General features: G+C 70.3%; 13 protein-coding genes. 5 read left to right on the top strand and 8 right to left on the bottom strand.

Annotated elements, in window-relative coordinates; translation table 11 throughout:
- Window positions 1-725 (bottom strand): transposase family protein (locus B118_RS0117575; RefSeq protein ID WP_080678069.1); only part of this gene is annotated, 725 nt, incomplete at its 3' end.
- A gap of 536 nt (window positions 726-1,261) precedes the next feature.
- Between B118_RS0117575 and B118_RS31820 the strand changes: the two genes are divergently transcribed.
- The gene (locus B118_RS31820; protein WP_028193099.1) at window positions 1,262-1,771 is read left to right on the top strand and encodes a DUF6444 domain-containing protein; all 510 of its coding nucleotides are present in this window, start codon (window positions 1,262-1,264) and stop codon (window positions 1,769-1,771) included.
- On the opposite strand, the gene B118_RS0117585 is transcribed toward B118_RS31820, so the two are convergent.
- From B118_RS0117585 to B118_RS0117615, 7 genes are all read right to left on the bottom strand, one after another.
- Window positions 1,713-3,410 carry an RCC1 domain-containing protein gene (locus B118_RS0117585; RefSeq protein WP_028193100.1) on the bottom strand — a complete coding sequence of 566 codons (1,698 nt, stop codon included), beginning with the start codon at window positions 3,408-3,410 and terminating at the stop codon, window positions 1,713-1,715. The two genes, B118_RS31820 and B118_RS0117585, sit on opposite strands and share 59 nt — an antisense overlap.
- 6 nt (window positions 3,411-3,416) lie before the next feature.
- Window positions 3,417-3,656, bottom strand: a complete 240-nt coding sequence (locus B118_RS0117590) for a hypothetical protein (protein ID WP_018811991.1) — start codon at window positions 3,654-3,656, stop codon at window positions 3,417-3,419.
- 266 nt (window positions 3,657-3,922) lie between these two features.
- Window positions 3,923-5,596 (bottom strand): amino acid adenylation domain-containing protein, encoded by a 1,674-nt coding sequence (locus tag B118_RS0117595; protein WP_028193101.1) that lies wholly within the window; start codon window positions 5,594-5,596, stop codon window positions 3,923-3,925.
- Window positions 5,593-8,610 (bottom strand): condensation domain-containing protein, encoded by a 3,018-nt coding sequence (locus tag B118_RS0117600; RefSeq protein ID WP_028193102.1) that lies wholly within the window; start codon window positions 8,608-8,610, stop codon window positions 5,593-5,595. Before B118_RS0117600 ends, B118_RS0117595 begins: the two co-directional genes overlap by 4 nt.
- A complete protein-coding gene (locus B118_RS0117605) occupies window positions 8,607-9,728 on the bottom strand; it encodes a 2-oxo acid dehydrogenase subunit E2 (RefSeq protein WP_028193103.1) in 1,122 nt (373 codons plus the stop codon). Before B118_RS0117605 ends, B118_RS0117600 begins: the two co-directional genes overlap by 4 nt.
- Entirely contained in the window at window positions 9,718-11,700 is a 1,983-nt protein-coding gene (locus B118_RS0117610; protein ID WP_028193104.1) for a thiamine pyrophosphate-dependent enzyme, read from the bottom strand. Before B118_RS0117610 ends, B118_RS0117605 begins: the two co-directional genes overlap by 11 nt.
- 11 nt (window positions 11,701-11,711) lie before the next feature.
- A complete protein-coding gene (locus B118_RS0117615) occupies window positions 11,712-12,542 on the bottom strand; it encodes a class I SAM-dependent methyltransferase (RefSeq protein ID WP_080645042.1) in 831 nt (276 codons plus the stop codon).
- Between the two features lie 300 nt (window positions 12,543-12,842).
- On the opposite strand from B118_RS0117615, the gene B118_RS0117620 reads away from it, so the two are divergent.
- The 4 genes from B118_RS0117620 (at window position 12,843) to B118_RS0117635 (ending at window position 21,165) form a co-directional block, all read left to right on the top strand.
- A complete protein-coding gene (locus tag B118_RS0117620; protein WP_080678067.1) occupies window positions 12,843-14,501 on the top strand; it encodes a condensation domain-containing protein in 1,659 nt (552 codons plus the stop codon).
- Between the two features lie 70 nt (window positions 14,502-14,571).
- Window positions 14,572-15,837 carry an MFS transporter gene (locus tag B118_RS0117625; RefSeq protein WP_018220070.1) on the top strand — a complete coding sequence of 422 codons (1,266 nt, stop codon included), beginning with the start codon at window positions 14,572-14,574 and terminating at the stop codon, window positions 15,835-15,837.
- A complete protein-coding gene (locus tag B118_RS0117630) occupies window positions 15,837-18,932 on the top strand; it encodes a type I polyketide synthase (protein ID WP_028193106.1) in 3,096 nt (1,031 codons plus the stop codon). Before B118_RS0117625 ends, B118_RS0117630 begins: the two co-directional genes overlap by 1 nt.
- The gene (locus B118_RS0117635; RefSeq protein WP_028193107.1) at window positions 18,916-21,165 is read left to right on the top strand and encodes a lantibiotic dehydratase; all 2,250 of its coding nucleotides are present in this window, start codon (window positions 18,916-18,918) and stop codon (window positions 21,163-21,165) included. Before B118_RS0117630 ends, B118_RS0117635 begins: the two co-directional genes overlap by 17 nt.
- The last annotated feature ends 39 nt before the right edge of the window (window positions 21,166-21,204 follow it).

Raw genomic sequence — 21,204 nt, forward strand, 5'->3', positions numbered from 1 at the left:
GTGTGGGCGGCGCGGCGGTAGTCGCGCAGGATCGTGAAGCACTTCATGCGGGCCAGGGCGTGTTCGACCTGGGCTCGGACAGTGCGGTGGTGCCTGTTCAGGTCCTTCTTCCAGTCGGGTAGTTCGCTGCCGTCGGCGGGTTTGCGGTACGGGATGATCACGTTGGGGTTGCCGCGGTAGGCGCCGTCGGCCATGACCGGCCGTCCTGCCAGCTTCTGGTCGATGCCCGAGGTGCGGTAGACGATGGTGTCGTTGCGGTTGCCGGGTTGCGGGTCACCCAGGGCCACGACAAGGTGGGTGTGGGCGTCGATGGCGACCTGCAGGTTCGTCGAGTAGCGGTAGTTCTTGCTCGGGGCGGCCAGGCGGTGGTCGCGAGTCGGGACGAGGGTGCCGTCGACGATCGCGATCTGCTGATCAACCCGGCGTCGTTTGGTCGGGGCCAGGGCCAGCAGTGGGCCGAGGGTGTCGATGACCCGGTGCGCCGCGGAGTGCGACACCCCGAACAGCGGACCGATCTGGCGCATGGTCAGGTTCGTGCGCCAGTACACGGCCACCAGCAACACCCGGTCGGCGAGGTCGAGTGACCACTGCCGGCCCGGCCGCCCGTCCGCGATCGCGTCACCGCCCCGCTCGGCGACCAGCCGGACCAGCCTGCGGAACTGGACGGGCTGTAGTCCGGTGAACGGGAAGATCCATTCCGGGCGGGTTGACGTGATCACCTGCACCCCGAACATCCTGCACGACTGTCCCTAACAGACGGACATCAGGGTTACGAGACATCCCTTAGAGAGATGGATCGAACTTTTTTGGACGCTGTTGCGTCAGAGATATCTAGCGAGGGCCGCGTTGATCAGGAGCAGGTGTTCCGAGAGCTTCGGGAACGTACCCTTTCTCCCGTCGAGGCTATTTACGTTGCTTCTCGCGTTCTTGGCCTGTCCTTGCCTGATGCGAAAACCGCGATCTATGCGAGCGGTGCCTGGTCGGATCAGCGCGAGAACTGGCAGCAAATTCAATCTGGCTTAGAGGGGAAGTGAATCTCCTCCGGTGCTGTATCTAATCTGATTGCCTGAGTGGTGGCTCCCGTCGTACTTCCCTCGGTGAGGGGCCACCGTGCTAATTTTGTGTGTCTATTGATCCGAAGCCGATAGTGTTATTTAGAAGTTTCCTATTCTTGGATTTCCGAGGGTAAGTGCTGCGTAACTGGATAGGTGCCTGACCTCGACAATGCTGTCTGCTGTGGAGGCTGGTAGGTTGACCAGCCATGCCCGCCGATCCGTCGCCGTCGTATGACGAGTTGTTGGCGGTTAACGCCGGGCTGGCCGCGCGGTTGGAGCAGGCGCTGACGCGGATCGCTGAGCTTGAGGCCCGGTTGAAGCAGTCGTCTGGTAACTCGTCGAAACCGTCGTCGAGTGACGGGCTGGCCAAGCCGGCGCCGAAGTCGCTGCGGGGTCGTTTGGGTCGCCGGCCGGGCCGTCCCGCTGGCAGCGAGGGCACCACCCTGGCCCAGGTGGCTGATCCGGACGTGGTCGTCCGGCATGTGCCGGACACCTGTGGCGGCTGCGGTGGCGGCCTGACCGGCGTGGCCGAGGTCGCGGTGACCCGCCGGCAGGTGTTCGACATCCCCCTGCCTGAGGTTGTGGTGACCGAGCATCAGATCGTCACGGTCTCCTGCCCGTGTGGGCATAACACCACCGGTCCGACATGGATGGTCCTCAGGTCCTGTGTGTTGGTCGGCGTCGGTGGGTGGCGAGGGTCAGGGCTGTGCCGGTGAGGGTGAGGAGGAGTCCGGTGGTGAGGATGGTGGGCAGGTTGGTGCCGGTGACGGGGATGGTGGGCTTTGGGCTGGTGGGGTTGGGGATGGTGACTGTGGTGGGGTTGGAGGTGGAGGCTGGGCAGTTGTTGTCGCCGTTGTAGCGCGCCTGGATGTGGTGTGTGCCGGGTGTCAGGTGGGTGGCGGTGAGGGTTGCGGTGGCGGTGGGGTTGCCGGTCAGGGGTGTCGTGTCCAGGGTTGTCGTGTCGTCTAGGTAGGTCACGGTTCCGGTGGGGGTGCTGCCGGTGCAGGTCACGGTGGCGGTGAGGGTGAGGGGTTGATCCGGTGTCGGGTTGGGTGGGGTCGCCTGCAGGGTCGTGGTTGATGTCGATGGGACGACAGCCAGACTGTGGAAGCTGCCGGCGGTGACGGCGGTGATTGTGGTGTCGGCTGGCAGGTCGACCGCGATGGGGGTGCTGCTGTTGCTGTTGGTCCCGTCGCCCAGCTGGCCTGAGGCGTTGTAGCCCCAGGCCAGTATGGTGCCGGTGGAGGTCAGCGCCAGGCTGTGGCCGGCCCCGGCGGCGACGGTGGTGATTGTGGTGTCGGCCGGCAGGTCCACCGCAATGGGGGTGTTGCTGGTGGTGGTGCTTCCGTCGCCCAGCTGGCCGGAACCGTTGCCGCCCCAGGCCAGCATGGTGCCGGTGGCGGTCACTGCCAGACTGTGGCCGCTGCCGGTGGCGACGGCGGTGACCGTGGTGCCGGCCGGCAGGTCCACCGCAACCGGGGTGCTCCTGTTGGTGATGGTCCCGTCGCCCAATTGGCCGGTGAAATTGGCGCCCCAGGCCAGCATGGTGCCGGTGGCGGTCACCGCCAGACTGTGGCTGCTGCTGCTGGCGGCGATGGTGGTGATCGTGGTGCCGGCCGGTAGGTCCACTGTCACGGGGGTGCTGCTGGGGGTGGTGGTCCCGTCGCCCAGCTGGCCGGAACTGTTGGCGCCCCAGGCCAGCACGGTTCCGGTGGCGGTCAGCGCCAGACTGTGGGCGTTGCCGGCGGCGACGGCGGTGACTGTGGTGCCGGCCGGCAGGTCCACCACAACAGGCGTGCTGCTGTTGGTGGTGGTTCCAGCGTCTAGCTGGCCGGTGACGTTGAGGCCCCAGGCCAGTACGGTGCCGGTGGCGGTCACTGCCAGACTGTGGCGGTCGCCGGCGGCGACGCCGGTGATCGTGGTGCCGGCCGGCAGGTCCACTGTCACGGGGGTGCTGCTGGGGGTGGTGGTCCCGTCGCCCAGCTGGCCGGAACTGTTGCCGCCCCAGGCCAGTACGGTGCCGGTGGCGGTCACCGCCAGGCTGTGGCCCTGGCCGGCGGCGACGGCGGTGATCGTGGTGTCAGCCGGCAGGTCGACTGTCATGGGGGTGCTGCTGTTGGTGGTGGTCCCGTCGCCTAACTGGCTCTCGGCGTTGTCGCCCCAGGCCAGGCCGGTGCCGGGAGGGCTTGCTGCCGCCGACGGCACGCTCTGCGCGAGCACGGGTGCCGCGCCGACCGAGGTTATGCCCAGCACGATTGCCACCATCAGCGGCGCCGCGAACAGCTCCCGCAGACTCGCGGGCCGGACCCAGCTTCTTCTCACGTCCGCGACCGTGCCGGTCCAGAAGCTCTCCACCTACCCCTACCCCTCTGTCTCCCCGCCACCGGCCGCGTCCGACCACGGCCTGTACAACGACTCCAGCCGGCCGCAGGTCTCGACCGCGTCGGGGAGGTCGGCGCGGGTGCGGTTGGCGCGGTAGAGGCCAGCGTCGTAGCGGCCGCTCAGCGCGGGGCTGACACGGGTGTGCGCCTGAAGAAGTTCAGCCGGCGTTGACAGTGTCGTTGATGAGTGGTTCGTGGTGATCTCCTTGGAGACCACCACTGGTCGCGGGGCTCCAACGTATGCGGACAGGCCCCGACGGCTTCCTGGGATCGCGGGCTTTCGGAGCGCCGTTGACAAGGCGATTGACGCGTCGTACGACAGCGTGCTCGTCTACACGCTTCCTCCTGCCCCGCCTGTGGCGGGGCAACCAGGAAGGGCTGGGCGTCTGGCGGGACCCACCGCTGTGCACCCTCTCCTGAGCACGATGGCGCTGGTCGCCCGGGTCTTTGTGTCTCGGCCACGCACGTCACCGGGCGGGTGCGGAGCTACTGGGGACCGGGCAGCATCCGGTGCAGGGCACGGCGGTCGACCTTGCCGGTGGAACTGAGCGGCACTTCGGGCAGCACCAGCCAGCGGGCCGGGATCATGTAGCCGGGCAGCCGTGCGCCGAGCGCCATGTTTAGCCGCCGCGGCAGCGTGCCCGGCGAGTCGCCACCCGCGGCCAGGACGAACCCGACCAGCATTGAGTCGGGGCCAGACCCGACCTTCTCCACGAACGCGGTGTCGACGAGCCCAGTGGCCAGGACCGCGGATTCGACCTCCTCCAGCTCGATCCGGAAGCCCCACAGCTTGATTTGGCGGTCGAGCCGGCCGAGCACCTCGTAGTCGCCGTCCGGCCGAAGCCGGGCCAGGTCGCCGGTGCGGTAAATAGTCTCGCCGGTGTCGGGATCGGTGACGAATCGTGGCGCGGTAAGGTCGGGCCGGCGCAGATAGCCGAGTGCGACGCCGGGGCCGCCGACGCACAGCTCGCCAGTCCCGCCCGGCGGTACGGGGCGCAGGTTCTCGTCGAGGATCCGCAGCGTGGTCTGCTGCAACGGCCGGCCGATCGGGATCCGGTCCAGATCGGAGAGACTCGTCTCGGTGCAGTCGAAGTAGGCGGCGAAGGTGGTGGTCTCTGTCGGCCCGTACCCGTTGACGATCCGGCCGGGCGGGCCGGCGGCGAGGACTCGGCGGACCGCGGTCAGGTCCAGTTGCTCGCCACCGACGACGAGGTTACGCAGCGGGGCGAGCGCGGCCGGTCGTTCCCGGGCGATCAGGTGGAACAACGACGTGGTGAGAAACATGGTGGTGATGCCCGCCGAGGTTAGCAGCGCGTTCCATTGGGCGAACGTCACGTCGGTCAGCGCCGGGAAGACCACCACGGTGCCGCCGGCTACGAGCGTGTTCCACACCTCGAATGTGGTGGCGTCGAACGCGGGGTTGGCCGCGTGCGCGACCTGGTCACCGGGCGCGATGGTGCAAAACAGCGGGTTGACGGCGAGCCGCCGCACCGCGCGGTGCGGCACCACCACACCCTTCGGCGCGCCAGTGGACCCGGATGTGTACATGACGTAGATCGGGTCGTCTGGGGTGGTCGCCGGCGGCAGTGCGTTTCCGGCGGACGCGGCGTTCCGGTGCGCGACCAGCCGCAGGCCGCGGGTGACCGGCGTGCCGTCGGCAGCGCTGGCCGGCTGCAGAATCGCGGCGATCTTGGCCTGGCCGAGGATCGAGGTGATCCGGTCCGGCGGCGCGTCCGCGTCCAGGCACAGATAGGCCGCGCCGGTCCGGGTGACGGCCAACATCGCGATCACCAGGTCGACGGAACGGTTCATTCGCAGGCTGACAATGTCACCGGCGCCGACGCCGCCATCGGCCAGGTCGACCGCGAGCGCGCCGGCCGCCGACCACAGGCCGGCGTACGTGAGCGTGTCCCCGGTCGTCGCGTCCGTCACGGCCGGCGCGTTCGGGCGCGCTGCGACCTGTGCCTCCACCAGGTCGTGGACACCGTCGCCGCGCGCGCTGCGCGGGCGCTGATCGGTCCATATCCTGCCAATGTGGTCTAGGCACTCCACGCGGCTGCCGGTGAACCCGGTCTCGCGCCAGCCGTCCGGTGGCGCTGTGCCGCCAGCCGGCCAGATCGAGTACTGCTCCTCATCGTTGACCACCACGAGGTGTGTCATCGCGCGCCCCCGTTCAGGAGTCTGACAATCTGCTCCACGAGCCCGTCCACGGTTGCCGTGCGGTGCACTCCACTGCCGTGGTGTACGGCGAGTCGCAACCGCCCATCGCGCAGCTCTCCGGCAATGTCGAGCAGGTAGGGCCAGCGGCCCTCCGGGTCCTGGGCAGTGCCGGACGGGTGTGTTGACGGCCGCAGGATTCGGGCAGCCGGCTGCCGGTCCCAGGAACCGATCTCGCCCAGGTAGTTGAAGCTGACCTGCGGCCCGGCCGATCGCGCCTGTTCCTCCCGTACCGCCGGATCGGGGTGTGCGTGGGTGAGGAGGCCGTGCCCGAGCCCGTGCATCGGCACCGCGCCGATCTGCACGCGCAGCTCGCCGGCGAGCCGTGGCAGGGATGATGTGTGGCCCAGGCGCAGACGGAGCGGGTAGAAGTACTGAAACCAGCCGACTGTCCGCGTCACGTCGACGTCGTGACCGGGTGGCCCGCTGCGGCCCGGCGCGGCCAGTGCGACGGTCACCTCGTCCCCGCCCTGCCACGCGGCGATCGTGACGGCGGTGGCGGCCAGCAGTAGGTCGCTGAGGCCGGCACCGGCTGCGCGTGCCTCCGAGGCAAGCCGCGCGGTGACGTTGGCGGTGAGGACCCGGTGCACTCCGGCCCGTGAGCCGAACCGCACGGCGGTACCGGGTAGATCGACTGGCAGGTCCTCGGCGCGGGCCTGCGCGCGCCAGAATGCGCGCTGGCCGGTCAGCTCCGGGGCGGCGGCCGCCGCGCTGAGCAGGCGCGCCCATGCGGCGTACGGCAGCGACGGTGGCGCCGGCCGGGCAGCGGGGTCGAGCATGTCGGCGAGGTCGTTCATGAGCAGCGTGCGGGAGAAGCCGTCGACCAGCAGGTGATGGCAGATGAGGAGCAGCCGGTCCGGCTGCCCGCCGGGCATCCGGAAGTGGACGGCCCGCATCGGCGCTGTCGACAGGGACAGGCCGCGCTGTGCGGTTTCCGCGATGTCCGCGCCGAGCCGGTTTGCCTCTTCCGCGTCGGCGTCGCGTAGATCGTGCGTGTCGAATGGTACCGGCCCGGTGTCCGGGGTGCTGATCTGCCGCCGCTGTCCGGCGCCGTCGGGGACCAGCCGCAGCCGTAGCGCGTCGTGCCGTCGGGTCAGCGCGTTCACCGCCCCGGACAGCTCGGTCGCGGTCACGGGCCGGACCAGTTCCGCATGGTACGGATGGTTGAAGTGCCCGGGACGGCTCAGGTGCGGCAGGATCTCGGTCAGAAACCACGCCTGCGCCGGGGTCGGCGGCACATCACCCGTGACCACCGTCTCCCGTCGCTGTGGCTGACGGCGTCCCAGGGCGGCGAGTCCGGCGACGGTGGGGTGGCGCAGCAGGTCGCCCGGGGAGAGGGGCAGCCCGGCGGCGGCCGTCTCGGCGATCACCTGGATCACCTGCATAGAGTCGCCGCCTAGCTGGAAGAAGTTGTCGTCCGCGCCGATCCGGTCCACCCCGAGCACCCGCGCCCAGACACCGGCCAGCAGTGTCTCCGTTGGAGTGCCCGGCGCCCGGTAGGCGGCCGCCGCGGGTGCCGCCAGGACCGTGCGGACCCCGTCCGGTATCGGCGCAAACCGGCTGATCGGCTGGTCCGCACCGCTCGCCATCCGATCCAACAACCCGATCAGGTCATCCGCCCACGCGGCCACGTCCGGCTCGTCGAGGTGGCCGGCGAACCGGCACACGCCGGCCATCCCGCCACCCGCGCCGACCGTGACGGTCACGAACAGGTCCATGTCGGTACGCCCGGCCGGCGCCGGGTCGAGCAGGAACCGCGCCCCGCCGCCGTGCCGCTCCGCAACCGGCGCGTCGAGCAGGCTCAGCATGGTCTGGAACAGCGGGTTGTGCCGGTCCCCGCGGGTCGCGCGTAGGGCCCGAACCACGTCCCCGAACGGCACGTCCGCGTTTGCCTGGGCTCCGCCGACGGCACGGTGGGCGCGACGCAGCAGCTCCCGGACTGTCGGGTCGCCGTCCAGGTCGAGCCGCAGCGCCTGCGGGTTGTAGAAGCAGCCGACCACCCGGGCCAGTTCCGGTCGGGTACGCGTGCTCGCCGGCACGCCGACGATCATGGTGTCCTGCCCGTTCGTACGCCGCAGCGCCAGACTAGCCGCGGTGAGCAGCGCGGCGTACCGTGTCACCCGCTCTGCCCGCAGCAGCCCGAACAGCGCGGTGGTCCGGCTGGCCGGCAGCTGCAGCGGCACCTGCCCGCCTGGCCCGGACTCGGCCCTGGCCCGGTGCGCCGGCAGCGTGGACAGCGGTGGCGTGCCGCGCAGCGTATTCGTCCAGTACGCAAGCCCGCGTTCCCGGTCCGCGGCACGCTCCGCGGCGCAGTGCTCCCCGAACTGGTGGCCGGCGTCGGCGGACCTGCGATGCCGGTCGGCGACCGCGTCGTCGTACGCGGCGGCCAGGTCGTCGAGGACGATTGTCACCGAAGTCGCGTCGAAGACGATGTGGTGCACGGCGGCCAGCAGCACGGTCTCCCGATCGCCGAGCTGGACCGCGTGCAGCGCCACCGGCGGCCCGTTGGTCAGGTCGAAGGTCCGGATCCCGTGCTCGGCCGTGAGCCTGTCGAACGTGGTGTCACGCTCCGGCGCCGGCAACCCGGACAGGTCGGTCCAGGCGAGCGTGGCGCGCAGGTCGTCGCGGACCACCTGCGCCGGACCCTCCTCGACGATGACGGTGCGCAGCGCGCCGTGTCGGTCCAGCACCGCCCGGATCGCAGTCTCCAATGCCTGCCGGTCGAGCGGGCCGGCGATTCGGATCGCGAACGGCACGGTGTACGCCGGGTGACGTGGCGTCAGCGTCTCCAGCAGCCACAGCCGTTCCTGGGCGGGGGACAGCGGCCAGGACGCTGCCGATACCGCCGGGCGTTCCTCGGCGTTCTGCCGGCGTCGGCGCAGCCGCAGCCGTTGCAGGAACAGTCGCTGCTGTTCTGGGGTGAGCCCGGCCAGCTGCGCGGCGAGAGGATCGCTCATCGGTCCGCCAGCAGCTGCGCGCGCACCCGGGTGAGGAAGTCGGCCACCGCCCGGCCGCTGGTGACCCGGTGGTCGAAGACCGCGGTCAGCGTCATCGGGCGGCCGGGCAACGAGGTGTCCGCGCCGACGCCGACTGCGAGCGTCTGGTCCTGGTTGATCCGCGGCTGGAATTGCAGGATGTTCTGCCCGGACAGGTCGCTGACGGTGACGGTGGCACCGGCGACATCGTCCGCGTGGAGGCTGCGATCGTGGTAGGCGGCGAGCAGGTCGAGCAGCTCCAGCGTGATCTGTTCCGGATCGAGCCGGTCCGCGTGCTTGACTACCGGTACTCGCAGGCCGTGTCCAGCGTCCACCGCCACGCCGACGTTGATCTCGGTGTACTGCTCCACATGGTCACCGGCGAACCGCGCGTTCAGTCCGGAGAAATCGGTCAGGGCACCGGCCAGTGCGTGAATGATCAGTGCCAGCGGCAGTGGTGGCACGTTGCCCTTGGTCGGGGCCCGGTCGAGCGCGTCCGCGCCGAAGGCGACGGTGAGTGCGCTGGCGAGTGCGGCGCCGCCCGCGTGCAGGCGGGCAATCTCGGTCTGTTTGGCCGGGCCGATCGGCGCACGCCGCACTGCGGGCCCAGTTCGCGTCAGCTCCTCAGCGGTCCGGCGGACGATGGCGCCGGTGACGAGGCGGCGTTCCTGGAACAGATCCGCGCTCAGGTCGAGTCGTCTCAGTTCGCGCAGACCCTCGGCGGAGAAGCGCGGCCCGCTCACGGTGGGTACTGTCTCGTCATCGTCCGGTCCGCTCACGGTCGGTGCCGTCTCGTCATCGTCCGGTCCGCTCACGGTCGGTGCCGTCTCGCCAGAGCCCCATGCGGTCGCGGTCAGCTCGTCCAGCGAGGGGAAGAGCAGCGCGATCGGCGTGCCGGTGGGAACCACGTCGCCTTCGGCGGCGAGCTGGCGCAGGTACCCGGGACCGGGTGACTCGATGACGGTGACCGCCTTGGTCGACTCGACCTCGAGCAGGTTGTCGCCGGCGGAGACCTGCTCGCCGTCGGCGACCAGCCAGCGGAGCACTTCGGCGGCGTCGTCGTTAGGGTTCTGTCTCGGCAGGGTCACTTCAGCCGGCACCGTGCAGCACCTCCAGCGTGGCGGTGACGACCGAGTCGGCCGCGGGTAGGACCGCCCGTTCCAGCGAACGGGCGGCCGGGATCGGAACCGGCGCGGCGGCGACCCGCGCCAGCCGGGGACTCCCGGGGACCGGGCGCTCGGCGAGCTGGGCCAGGACCTCGGCACCGAAGCCGGCGAAGCCCTGCCCCTCCTCGGCGACCACGATCGCGCGACTGCCGGCCAGCAGGGGGCGCAGTGGGCCAAGGTCGAACGGGAAGATCTGGGCCGGGCAGAGGACCTGGGCGAGGACGTCGTGTTGGACAAAGAGCCGGTCGGCGGCGGTGAGTAGCTCGTCGAGCATCCCGCCGTAGCCGATGAGCGTGACCTCGGCGGTGGTGTCGTCCGGGGCCACCCGCACGGTCGGCAGCGGGTCCGCGGTCTGCCAGGCGATGAACCCGTCCGGCAGGCTCGCACCGAGCCGGCGGCCGTAGAGCAGCTTGTTCTCCAGCACGACCGCAGGGTCACTGTCCCCGTCGAGCAGTCCACGGTAGATGGTAAGTGGGTCGAGCAGGCTGTGCAGTGCGGCGACTCGCAGGCCGGGGACACCGACGAGGTGCCGGTCGAGCGTTTGGCTGTGGGTAGGCCCGTAGCCGCGATGTCCGCCCATCGGGGTGCGCAGGACCAGGCGGCCGGGTCCGCTGGCGCCGTAGACCGCGTGCAGCTTCGCCGCCTGGTTGATCAGCTGATCGGCGGCGAGTAACACGAAGTCGCCGAACATGATCTCCACGAGCGCGCGCCGTCCGCCGAGCGCGAGCCCGGTGCCGACTCCGACGATCGCGGCCTCGGAGATCGGCGTGTTGCGAACCCGGCCGGGGAACAGCGTGCTCAGCCCGGCCGTGGCCTTGAACGCGCCACCGTACGGATCCTCGACGTCCTCGCCGAGCAGGAGTACTCCCGGGTCCGTGTCGAGTAGCGCCTTGAGGCCATCGCGTAGCGCGGTGACCACACGCCGGCCGTCGGTGGCGGCCATCTGGTGGAAGCACGCCGGCTCCGGGTCGGCCGGCCGGGGCAGCAGCACGGTCGGGTCCGGTATCGGCGAGGCCCGGGCGGTCTCCACCGCCTGCTCGACCCGCTCGCGCGCGGCCCGGTCCAGCGCGGCGATGGTCTCCCCGCCCTGGTCCAGCGCGCGGCGTAGCGGGTCACGGAACCATCTCGCGGCGATCTGCGCGGGGTCGCGGTGGTCGTCGCCCTTGGAGTGCGGGGCCAACCGGTACGTGTCGATGATCAGCATCGCCGGCCCCGCACCGGAGCGGACCGTGTGGGCGGCGTGCGCTGCGGCGGCGGACAGCGCGGCCGGATCCGCGGTGCCGGTTTCCACGACCGGGATGCCGAACGCCTCCGCGCGCCCGGCGGCGGTGCCGGCGGTGGTGGTGCGGGTGTCGGTCGACTGCGCGACGCCGTTGCGCTCCAGGACCAGCAGCAGCGGCAGGTGCCAGAGCGCGGCCAGGTTCATCGTCTCGTAGAGCACGCCCTCGCCGAGCGTGCCGTCGCCGATGAGCGCGACCGCGATTCCGGGGGAGGCGTCGAGCCGGTGCGCCATGCCGGTGCCGGCGGCGATCGGCACCAGGCCGCCGAGGACGCCGCCCGAGTAGAAGCCGTCCCGGTGCAGGTGCTGGCTGCCGCCGAGGCCGCGGCAGGCCCCGTCGTGGCGGCCCATGATCTCGGCGAACAGCCCTTCCAGGTCGTGCCCGGCGCCGAGATAGTGCCCGTGGCAGCGGTGGTTCGAAAAGACGGTGTCGTCCCGGATCAGGATCTCGCCCAGCGTGGCACCGACCAACTCCTGGCCGATGCAACAGTGCACGGTACCGGACAGTTCACCGTCGGCGAAGAGTTCGAGCAACCGCTCCTCGGCCCGGCGAATCAGCAACGCCCGCTGCAGCAACGGTGTGGCGGGAAGGTCGGTCTCGGGCGCCGGCGGGAGCGGTGCGGTCACCGGTCCCGTCCTCACCGCTCCGGCTTCGTGGCGACGAACGTGACGACCAGCGGCAGCGGGTCACCGGGGAGCCGCCAGTACCCGTCCTCGCCCTGCACCATCGATGGGAATCGTTGCCGCATGTCGAACGGCAGCTCCCGGAGTCGGTCGATGCGCAGGCCGGCGTTGATGAGCGCGGTCGCCAGGCTGCCGACGGACCATCGCCAGAAGTACTCGGTGTGCGGCTCGACCGGCTTGAGATCGGCGTAGGTCTTCGCGACCTCCATCCGATTCGGACCGTCCTGGAACAACGAGTAGGTGAGGCGTAACTCTCCGTCCGTCTCGGTGAACAGTGGTAGCACCGGGTGGATCTCCACGATGCACACCTTGCCGCCGGGTTTCAGATAGGAAGCGGCGATTTCGGCCCACCGGTCCAGGTTGTGCATGAACACGAGCGCGCCGTAGCTGGTGAAGACGATGTCGAACTTCTCGTCCAGCGTGTTGGGTAGCTCGAAGATGTCGCTGCGGATGAACCGGGTGTCCAGCCCCAGTTCGGCCGCGATCGCGCCGGCGTTTTCGATCGCCTCGTCGGACAGGTCGACGCCGGTGGCTCGGGCGCCGAGTCGGCTCCACGACATCGTGTCCAGGCCGAAATGGCATTGCAGATGCAGCAGCGATTTGCCGGTGACGTCACCGACCTCCTCGATTTCTATTCTCTGTACCGTGTTGCGGCCGTTCTTGAAAGCCTCGACACCATAGAATTCGGTGTCGAGATGCTCCTTTGCGCGTAGATTCCAACCATTTCTGTTGGCGCTTACGCACTCTTCGATGGAAGGGGTGACAATCGCGTCGGAAGTGGTCATAAAATGATCACCTTCGCTGGTCGCGGCTCGTGTCCAACGCAATCTAACTGGCCGATCTGAGCTCGTCAATAGCGTCCGGATGGCCCGATTTTTGTGGTGTTGCAGCGGCTCTGTCGGCGATGTCGGCGCATGCCGGACACGGAATAGCGCATCCTCTATGTCAATTCCTCGAAATTTTGTGACCTAGCCCTGCCCCTTTCGCGGGTTCGTTATTCATGCCATACTTCCCGACGTAATGCATTCGATCATCGACTTTTTCGTGCTATAGGTTTCCCGCTGGCGACACATTCGGGGGATTAAATGATCGACGATGCAGCTGAGGTTGGCGACGCGGGCCTTCTTGCGGCGTCGCCCGCTCAGGAATCGATGTGGTTCGCCCTGCAGCTCACTCCGGACCCGGCCTACCACGTGCCGTATCGGGTCCGACTGGACGGCCCGCTCGACCCCGGCGCGCTGAGCGCCGCCCTCGGCGACCTGGTCACGCAGCACGACGCGCTGCGGGCCTCGTTCCCGCTCACCGGCAGCGAGCTGCGGCAACGGGTCCGGTCGGCCGGCGCGTTCACCCTGCGCGTCACCGATCTCGTCGCGCTACCGCCCGGAGCCGCGACGACGCGCGCGGAGGAGTTGGCCCGGGAACCGTTCGACCTGGCGGGCGGCCCGCTGCTGCGAGCCGAGCTGCTGCGGCTGGCACCGGACCGGCACGAGCTGATCCTGGTGGTCCATCACCTCGTCTTCGACGGCAGGTCGGCGCGGGTGTTCTTCGCCCAACTCGCCGAGGCGTACGCGGCCCGCGCCGCGCACCGTATCCCGGAGCTGCCGCCGCAACCCGTGGCGTACCCGGACCTGATCGACGCCCAGCGCGTCCGCCCGAGCGGTGTCGACCTCGCGTACTGGCGAAACCGCCTGCGCGACATGCCACCACCCCTGGCTCTCCCCGGCTCGCCGGCCCCGGGCACCCCGGACGGGCTGCACCGCGTACGCCTCACCCCCGACCTGGCCGACCGGGTCCGGGGCACCGGTCGTCGACATCGGTGCACCTCGTTCATGACCATGCTCGCCGCGTTTGCGGTGCTGCTGCGCACACACACCGGCCGCACCGACGTGGTGATCGGGTCACCGGCCGCGGATCGCCGACGCCCGGAGACCGCGCACGCAATCGGCCTGTTCGTCAACATGCTGCCGTTGCGCGTGACGATGACCGGCGCTCCGGCCTTCGCGGATGTTCTCGCCGGGGTACGGGACGCGGTGCTGGATGGATTCGGTCATCAGATCCCGGTCGAGGACATCATCCGGGAGACGGGTCCCGCCCGCGGCGGACACAGCCCGCTCTTCCAGGCCGTGTTCTGGCTGCATCCGGCGCAGGCCGAGTCGCCGACCCTCGGCGACTGCCGCACCACGGTGGAGGAGATCTTCACCGGCACCGCCAAGTACGACCTGACGCTCGGCGTCCGCGAAGCCCCGAATGGCACGGTCTGCGACTTCTTCTACCGGGGAACGGCGCTGGACCCGGCCGGGGCTGACCGGCTCGCCACCGCGTACGTGCAGCTCCTCGCCGCCCTGACGGACCCGGACGCGGTCCTTCCGAGCCTGCCCCCACCGGTCGTGACGGCCGCGACGGCCACGGCCACGGCCACGCCGATCGCGGAGTCGGCCGGATTGCTCGCCGGCCGAATCGCCGAGGTCTGGCGCGAGGTGCTGGACGTGCCGGCCGTCGGTTCGCAGGACAACTTCTTCGACCTAGGCGGCCACTCCCGGTTGATGCTGCGCGTGCAGGGCTTGCTCGCCGAGCGGCTCGGCACCGACGTGTCCATGCTGGACCTCTTCGACCACCCGACCGTCGCCGCGCTCGCCGGTCACCTGGCCGCCACCGCACCACCAGCGGCAGCCGGCGACGATCCGGCGGAGCGCCGGCGTGCCGGCGCGCTCCGCCTCCGACAGGCGAGGGGGCAGCAGGAATGAGCAAGCTTGCGAGCGAACCAGCGACTCAGCGCCGACCACGGCGTGGCCGCAACGTCGAGGTGAGTCCGGCATGACGCGAACATCGAGCCGGCTGGGGACGTTCGTGGCGCTCTGGTTGGCCGAGTTGGTGTCGCTGACCGGTACCGCGATGACCGGCTTCGCGCTCGGCGTCTGGGTCTACCGCACGACCGGATCGGCCGCCCAATTCGCCGGCATCGTAGCCGTGCTCTACCTCCCGCAGGTGCTGGTCACGCTGGTCGGCGGCGTGCTCGCCGACCGGTACAGCCGGCGCCGGTTGATCCTGCTCGCCAACGCCGGTGGCGCTGCCGTGCTGGCCGTGCTGGCGGTGCTGGTGGTGGCGGACGCGCTGAGTGTGGCGTTGGTCTACACGGTCACGTTCCTGGTCGCCACCTGTGGTGCCATCCAGTACCCGGCGTTCGCCTCGTCCGTACCGCAACTGGTCCCAGAACGTCTGCTGCCCCGCGCCAACAGCATGGTGCAGATGGCGACCGCGTCCTCCCGGCTGCTCGCCCCGGCGTTGGCGGCCCTGTTGATCCCAGTCGTGGAGATTCTCGGCGTGGTCCTCATCGACCTGGCCACGTTCGCCGCGATGGTCGTCGTCCTGGCGGTGATCCGGATCCCACAGCCGGCCGCGACCGGGCAGGCCACCGGCGTCCGCCGGATCATCGGCGACATCGGCGCCGGATGGGCCTACATCTCCCGCCAACGTGGTCTGCTGATTATGCTCGGCTTCTTCTCGGTAGCCAACATCGCCGCCGGATTCACGCTCGCGTTGTTGCCTCCGCTGGTCCTGGAATTCGGCACGCAGGGCGACCTCGGCCTCATCCTCTCTGCCGAGGGCCTGGGCTGGCTCGCCGGCGCCATCCTGATGATCATTTGGGGTGGACCGCGCCGTCGCGTCCACGGTGTGCTCGGCGCCGGCATCGTCTTCGGCATCGGCATCGCGATCCTCGGCGTGCGCGCCACAGTCCCGGTCGTCGTGGCCGGCGTGCTCGTCTATGCCCTGGCCCTGCCGGTGATCAACGCCTGTAACGCGACAATCTGGCAGGCCAAGGTGCCGGCTGACATGCTCGGCCGAGCGTTCGCGACGCTCCGTGTGGTGGCGCTCGCCTCGGTACCGGTCTCCGCGCTCACCGCCGGAGTCCTGGCCGACGCGGTCTTCACGCCGCTGCTCGGTGAGGAGCGCGGCATCGCGGGTCTGCTGATCACCGTCGGGTTGCTGCCGATCGTGGCTGGGGTCGCCGCGTACCTCTCCCGCCACGTCCGTGGCCTCGACCGCGAGCCGGCTCCGGCAGCGGGCGTGGGAACGAGCTGATGACGAACTCGCCGGACGAAGTCACCAACCTGGAGATTGCGGTGATCGGTATGGCCGGCCGCTTCCCGGGTGCACCAGACTGCACGCGTCTGTGGGAGACAGTTCTGGCCGGACGCGAGCGGATCACCCGCACCCAACCGGATCGGCCCGGCCACGTTGCGGCGTGGGGACGGTTGGACGACATCGACCGATTCGATGCGGCCTACTTCGGATACTCGCCGCGGGATGCCGCACTACTCGACCCGCAGCAGCGGATTTTCCTGGAAGTTGCGCAGCACGCGCTGGAGCACGCCGGCCACCACAACGGTGGCCGTGCCCGGGTCGGCGTCTACGCGGGCAGCAGCATCAGCACGTACCTGCTGCGCAATCTGCTGGGCGGCACCACCAACGCCGGCTACGGCGAACTGATCATTGCCAATGACAAGGACATGCTGGCATCCCGGGTCTCCTATCACCTCAACCTCACCGGGCCCAGCGTGGCCGTGCAGACGGCCTGCTCGACCTCGCTGGTCGCGGTGCACATGGCGGGGCAGGCGCTGCTGGCCGGCGAGTGTGAGATCGCGATCGCCGGCGGAGTCTCCGTCCAGCCGCCGCAGGGCGGGTACCACCCCGAGCCTGGCGGGGTACTGTCTCCGCGCGGGGTCTGCCGGCCGTTCGACGCCACGGCCGACGGCATGGTCCCTGGCAGCGGCACGGCCGCCGTGGTGCTCAAGCCGTTGATCGACGCGGTTCGTGACCGTGACACCGTGTACGCGGTGATCGCGGCCACTGCGGTAAACAACGACGGTGGTGACAAGGTCGGTTTCACCGCGCCCCGAATTGACGGGCAGGCGGAGATGATCCGGACCGCGCAACGCCTGGCCGGCATCGATGTCACCCGGATCAGGTACGTCGAGGCACACGGCACAGCCACACCGCTCGGCGACCCGATCGAGGTCGCGGCGCTGACCCGGGCGTTCCGTGCCGCGACCGACCGGACCGGGTTCTGCGCGCTCGGGTCAGTCAAGGCACTGATCGGTCACCTGGATGCGGCGGCCGGTGTCACCGGTCTGATCAAGACGGTGCTCGCGCTCCGCGCTGGCGTGCTGCCACCGAGCCCGTACCTCGGCACGATCAACCCGGAGCTGTCCCTTGCGGACAGCCCGTTCTACCTCCCCCGGGTCCCGCAGCCGTGGCCGGGTGACGGGCCGCGGATCGCGGCTGTCAGCTCGATCGGCATGGGTGGGACGAACGCGCACGCGATTCTGCGGCAGGCACCCGTGCCGCCGGCCCCGGTGGGCCGGCGGCACCGATGGCACGCGGTCGCGGTCTCCGCCCGGTCGAGGAAGGCGCTGGATCGGATGCGCGCCGACCTGGCCGACCGGTTGACGCCCGGCGACGACCTGGCCGATGTGGCGTTCACGTTGCAGGCTGGGCGGCCGCGGAACGCGTACCGCGCTGTGGTGGTGGCTGAGGACCCGGCCGGTGCCGTCGAGGCGCTCCGCAACGGCGGGCGGCAGGCGCACGAGCCCCCCGGCGACGTACCCGTGATGTTCCTGTTCCCGGGACAGGGCGCGCAGCGTCCGCGGATGGGACACGGGCTGTACCAGACGGAACCGGTCTTCCGGGCCGCGGTGGACGAGGTCGCCGGGCTGGCCCGCGCGCACGGCGTGCCGTTGCTGGAGCTTCTGTTCGATGACACACCGAAGGCCGCAGCACGCCTGACGGACACCAAGATCGCGCAACCCGCGCTGTTCGCGGTGGAGTACGCGCTGGCGCGCCTACTCAATTCGTGGGGGATCAGGCCGGTCGCGATGCTCGGGCACAGCGTCGGCGAGTACGTGGCCGCCGCGCTGGCTGGCACGTTCTCACTGGCCGACGCGGTGGCGCTGGTGGTGACGCGCGGGCGGCTGATGGCGGGCCTGCGGCCTGGGACGATGCTCGCCGTAGCCGTCGCCGCGGACGAGCTACCGGCGCTGCCCACCGGCGTCTGGCTGGCGGCGGACAATGCGCCGGGCAGTTGCGTCGTGGCGGGCGAAACCGGCCCGGTCGATGCGTACGCGCAACAGCTGGCTCGCGACGCGGTCCCGACCCGGCGGCTCGCGGTCTCGCACGCGTTTCACACGCCCATGGTCGCGCCCGCATTGACCGAGCTGGCCGAGGCAGTGTCCGCAGTGCAGGCGCGCCCACCGGAGGTCCCGTTCGTATCGTGCCGGACCGGGCGGTGGATCACCGCGGCGGAGGCCACCGACCCGGGCTACTGGGCTGGGCAGGCCGCCGATCCGGTGCGGTTCCGGCCGGGGCTTCGCACGCTGCCGGATGGCATCCTCCTTGAGGTTGGGCCAGGTATGGGGCTGATCGGCTTTGTCACCGACCGCACCGCGTTGCCCACGCTCGGCCGCTGGGCTCCCGGTGACGAGCCGGATGGCGAGGAGAAAGCCCTGGTCACTGCGCTCGGCCGACTCTGGCTGGCCGGCGCCGCTATCGACTGGACGACCTTCCACGGCCCCACTGCTGGCAGGGTGCCGCTGCCTGGATATCCGTTCGCGTCGGACCGGCACTGGGTCGCACCCGGCCTTCATTCCGAGACTCCTCGCCCGGCCGGTTCCGACCTGGCGGACCTCCGGGCCGCCTCCGCCGACGACGTGACGGTCCGGTTGCGGCGGGTCTTCGCGGAGCTGCTGGGCATCGCCGAGGTCGGCGACCACGACGACTTCTTCGAGCTCGGCGGCACGTCGTTCCTGGCCACCCGGGTTGTCGCCGTGGTCAACGACGAGTTCGCGGTGCGCCTGACCTCCGGGGACCTCTTCGACGCGCCGACCGTCGACACCCTGGCCGAGCTGGTCTGGCGGCAGCTCACCGAAGGAGACGATGAACTACTCGAGGAGATCAGGCGGCTGTCGCCGCAGGAGGTCCGCGCGGCACTAGAGACTGTCGGGACGCCTGGCGACGGCTTCGGTGGGTCCAGCCGCCGACCGGCGGCGGCAGAGCTTGGTCCAGACACCACACCGGTATCCGGACCGAGCCCCGCGTTGCCGGACCGCCCCCTGGACTCCGCCTCGCTCGCCCCGGAGTGTCCCGACCGCCACTTGGGCGACGATGACGGCCGGGGCTGAGTTCGCCGCCGCCCGGCACCTCGTGCCGTTCGGCGAGCGGTGGGCGATCTGGCGGTGGGTGGCGCTGCGCGGTGCGGGCATGCCGGTCGACTGGCTCGCCCGGCTGAGTCGCCCCGGGCTCGCGACCATGGGCGAGGAGGAGTTCGTCCGGGCAAGCGCTGAGCTCGCGGCGGACCTGCGAGCGCTCGCGGCCGAGCCGGCGCTGCGGGAGGCGATCACCTGGCAGAACCGGCACGCGCTGCGAACCGGGGTGGACGTGATGCTGGCCTCGCCGGGGCGTCGTTCCTCAAAATTCCGGCAGAAGGAGGCGTTGGTCGCCCGCTACCTGCAACGCTACTGCGCGAAGAACGACACGATCGGCTTCTTCGGGCCGGTCGGCTGGGCCACAGTTCGCGATGACGGGCCGGCCATCACGATACGCCCGGGATCCGGTCTGGTCGCGGAACGGACGACATATCTTGAGGGCTGGTGCGCGGACGAGATCGCGGCCGTGATCGCCGCGGACGAGGAACTGTGGCCGTGGCTGGCGCCGCGGATACCGCCGTTCCTGCGCCTGGACGGCGATCAGCTGCACCGACCGCTCGCCCCGCCGCTGATGCTCCGGCCGGACGAGGCCGCGGTCCTGGCCCGCTGCGATGGCGTGACCCCGGCGCACGCGATCGCCTCCGCGCTCGCCGGTCAGGGCTTCGACAGGCCCAGGGAGGTCGTCGAGGTGCTCTACCGGCTGGCCGCCGCCCACCGGATTGTCTGGGGCCCGCAGATCGCCGCCGACGATCCCAACCCGATCCGCGCGCTGCGAGACCTGCTGCGTCCCCTGCCGGCCGGGCCGTCGCGGCAGCGTGCCGACTCCATTGTGGATGCCTTGGCCGAACGGTACCGAGCGGTCGCCGCAGCCACCGGCGACCCGGATCGACTCGGCACCGCGCTCACCGCGCTGGAGGAGTGGTTCACCGAGATCACCGGCAAGGCCTCCACCCGCAACCACGGCCGGTTGTACGCCGGCCGCACGCTTGTCTATGAAGACTGCCGCCGTGACCTCACCGCCGAGCTTGGCCCGGAGCTGCTGGCTGGCCTCGCACCGCCGCTGGAACTGCTGCTCACCTCTGCCCGCTGGTTCACCGAGCGCGCACTGGCACTCTACCGTCGAGAGCTGCTCGCGCTGTACAGTCGACTCGCCGCCCGGCACGGCCCTGCGGTGCCGTTCGAGAACCTCTGGCTATACGCCCAGGACCTGGTCTTCCGGGACGCCGGCGATGCGTTCGATGTCCTCGCCTCCGAGGTCCGGCAGCGGTGGGCCACCGTGCTCGCCACCGCGCCCGGCCCCGACTACGCGTCCGCCGACCTCCGCGATGCCGTCGACCGCGCCTTCGCCACCACCGTCATCACGCCCGGCGTGACCCGGTACTGCTGCCCCGACGTGATGATCGACGCCACGAGTGTCGACGCGATCCGCGCCGGCGAACACCGGTTCGTTCTCGGCGAGCTACACGCCGGATTCAACACGCTGACCTCCGCGTTCTTCGCCCGCCAGCACCCGGCTCCGCACGAGTTGGCCGACGCGGTCGAGCATGACTTGCCGGACCCGCAGATCGTCGCGGTCTTCTCCCGCGAGGTGCCGTCCCGCATGATGCGGGGCCTGGTCGCCCCCCGCGACCTACGCATCCTCTACGCCCAGGACAGCTGCGGGGTGCCGCCCGAGGTGTCGGTGCCGGTGAGCTCGCTGGTCGCTACGCGTGCCGACGACAAGCTGATGATTTCCAGCCGGGACGGCCGGATCATGTTCGAGAGCATGGTCTTCTTCGGTGAGCTGGTTATGGTCCGGGCCCATCGCGCGTTCGGCGTGTCCGCACCCGCCCCGCACACACCCCGGCTGACCGTCGATCGGCTCGTCGTCGATCGCGAGACGTGGCGTTTCGCCCCGCGCGACCTGGCCTTCGCGTGGATCACAGGTGAACACGAACGACTGGGGTCCGCGCGACGTTGGCGAGAGGAGCGGGGCCTTCCCCGCTACGTCTTCGTCCGCACTGCCCGCGACGCCAAGCCGCTCTACGCCGACTTCGACTCACCGGTGCTGATCGACCTGCTCAGCCGCGCCGTGCGGCGTGCTGCCGACGACGGTGAAGACGTGACGATCAGCGAGATGCTCCCTGCCCCGGAGCACACCTGGCTGCCGGACGCGCAGGGCCGCCGATACACGAGCGAGCTACGCCTGGTCGCCATCGCCCGCCCGTGAAACCGATCGGCACAACGCCGGCCACGTTCACGGTGAGCT

The sequence above is a fragment of the Salinispora pacifica CNR114 genome, from assembly GCF_000514775.1.
Classification (GTDB): Bacteria; Actinomycetota; Actinomycetes; order Mycobacteriales; family Micromonosporaceae; genus Micromonospora; species Micromonospora pacifica.

Excerpts from the sequence above, each read along its gene's own strand:
- B118_RS0117630 (WP_028193106.1), top strand. The coding sequence starts at position 15,837 with ATGACGAACTCGCCGGACGAAGTCACCAACCTGGAGATTGCGGTGATC.
- B118_RS0117635 (WP_028193107.1), top strand. The coding sequence starts at position 18,916 with ATGACGGCCGGGGCTGAGTTCGCCGCCGCCCGGCACCTCGTGCCGTTC.
- B118_RS0117620 (WP_080678067.1), top strand. The coding sequence starts at position 12,843 with ATGATCGACGATGCAGCTGAGGTTGGCGACGCGGGCCTTCTTGCGGCG.
- B118_RS0117615 (WP_080645042.1), bottom strand. The coding sequence starts at position 12,542 with ATGACCACTTCCGACGCGATTGTCACCCCTTCCATCGAAGAGTGCGTA.
- B118_RS0117625 (WP_018220070.1), top strand. The coding sequence starts at position 14,572 with ATGACGCGAACATCGAGCCGGCTGGGGACGTTCGTGGCGCTCTGGTTG.
- B118_RS0117595 (WP_028193101.1), bottom strand. The coding sequence starts at position 5,596 with ATGACACACCTCGTGGTGGTCAACGATGAGGAGCAGTACTCGATCTGG.
- B118_RS0117600 (WP_028193102.1), bottom strand. The coding sequence starts at position 8,610 with ATGAGCGATCCTCTCGCCGCGCAGCTGGCCGGGCTCACCCCAGAACAG.
- B118_RS31820 (WP_028193099.1), top strand. The coding sequence starts at position 1,262 with ATGCCCGCCGATCCGTCGCCGTCGTATGACGAGTTGTTGGCGGTTAAC.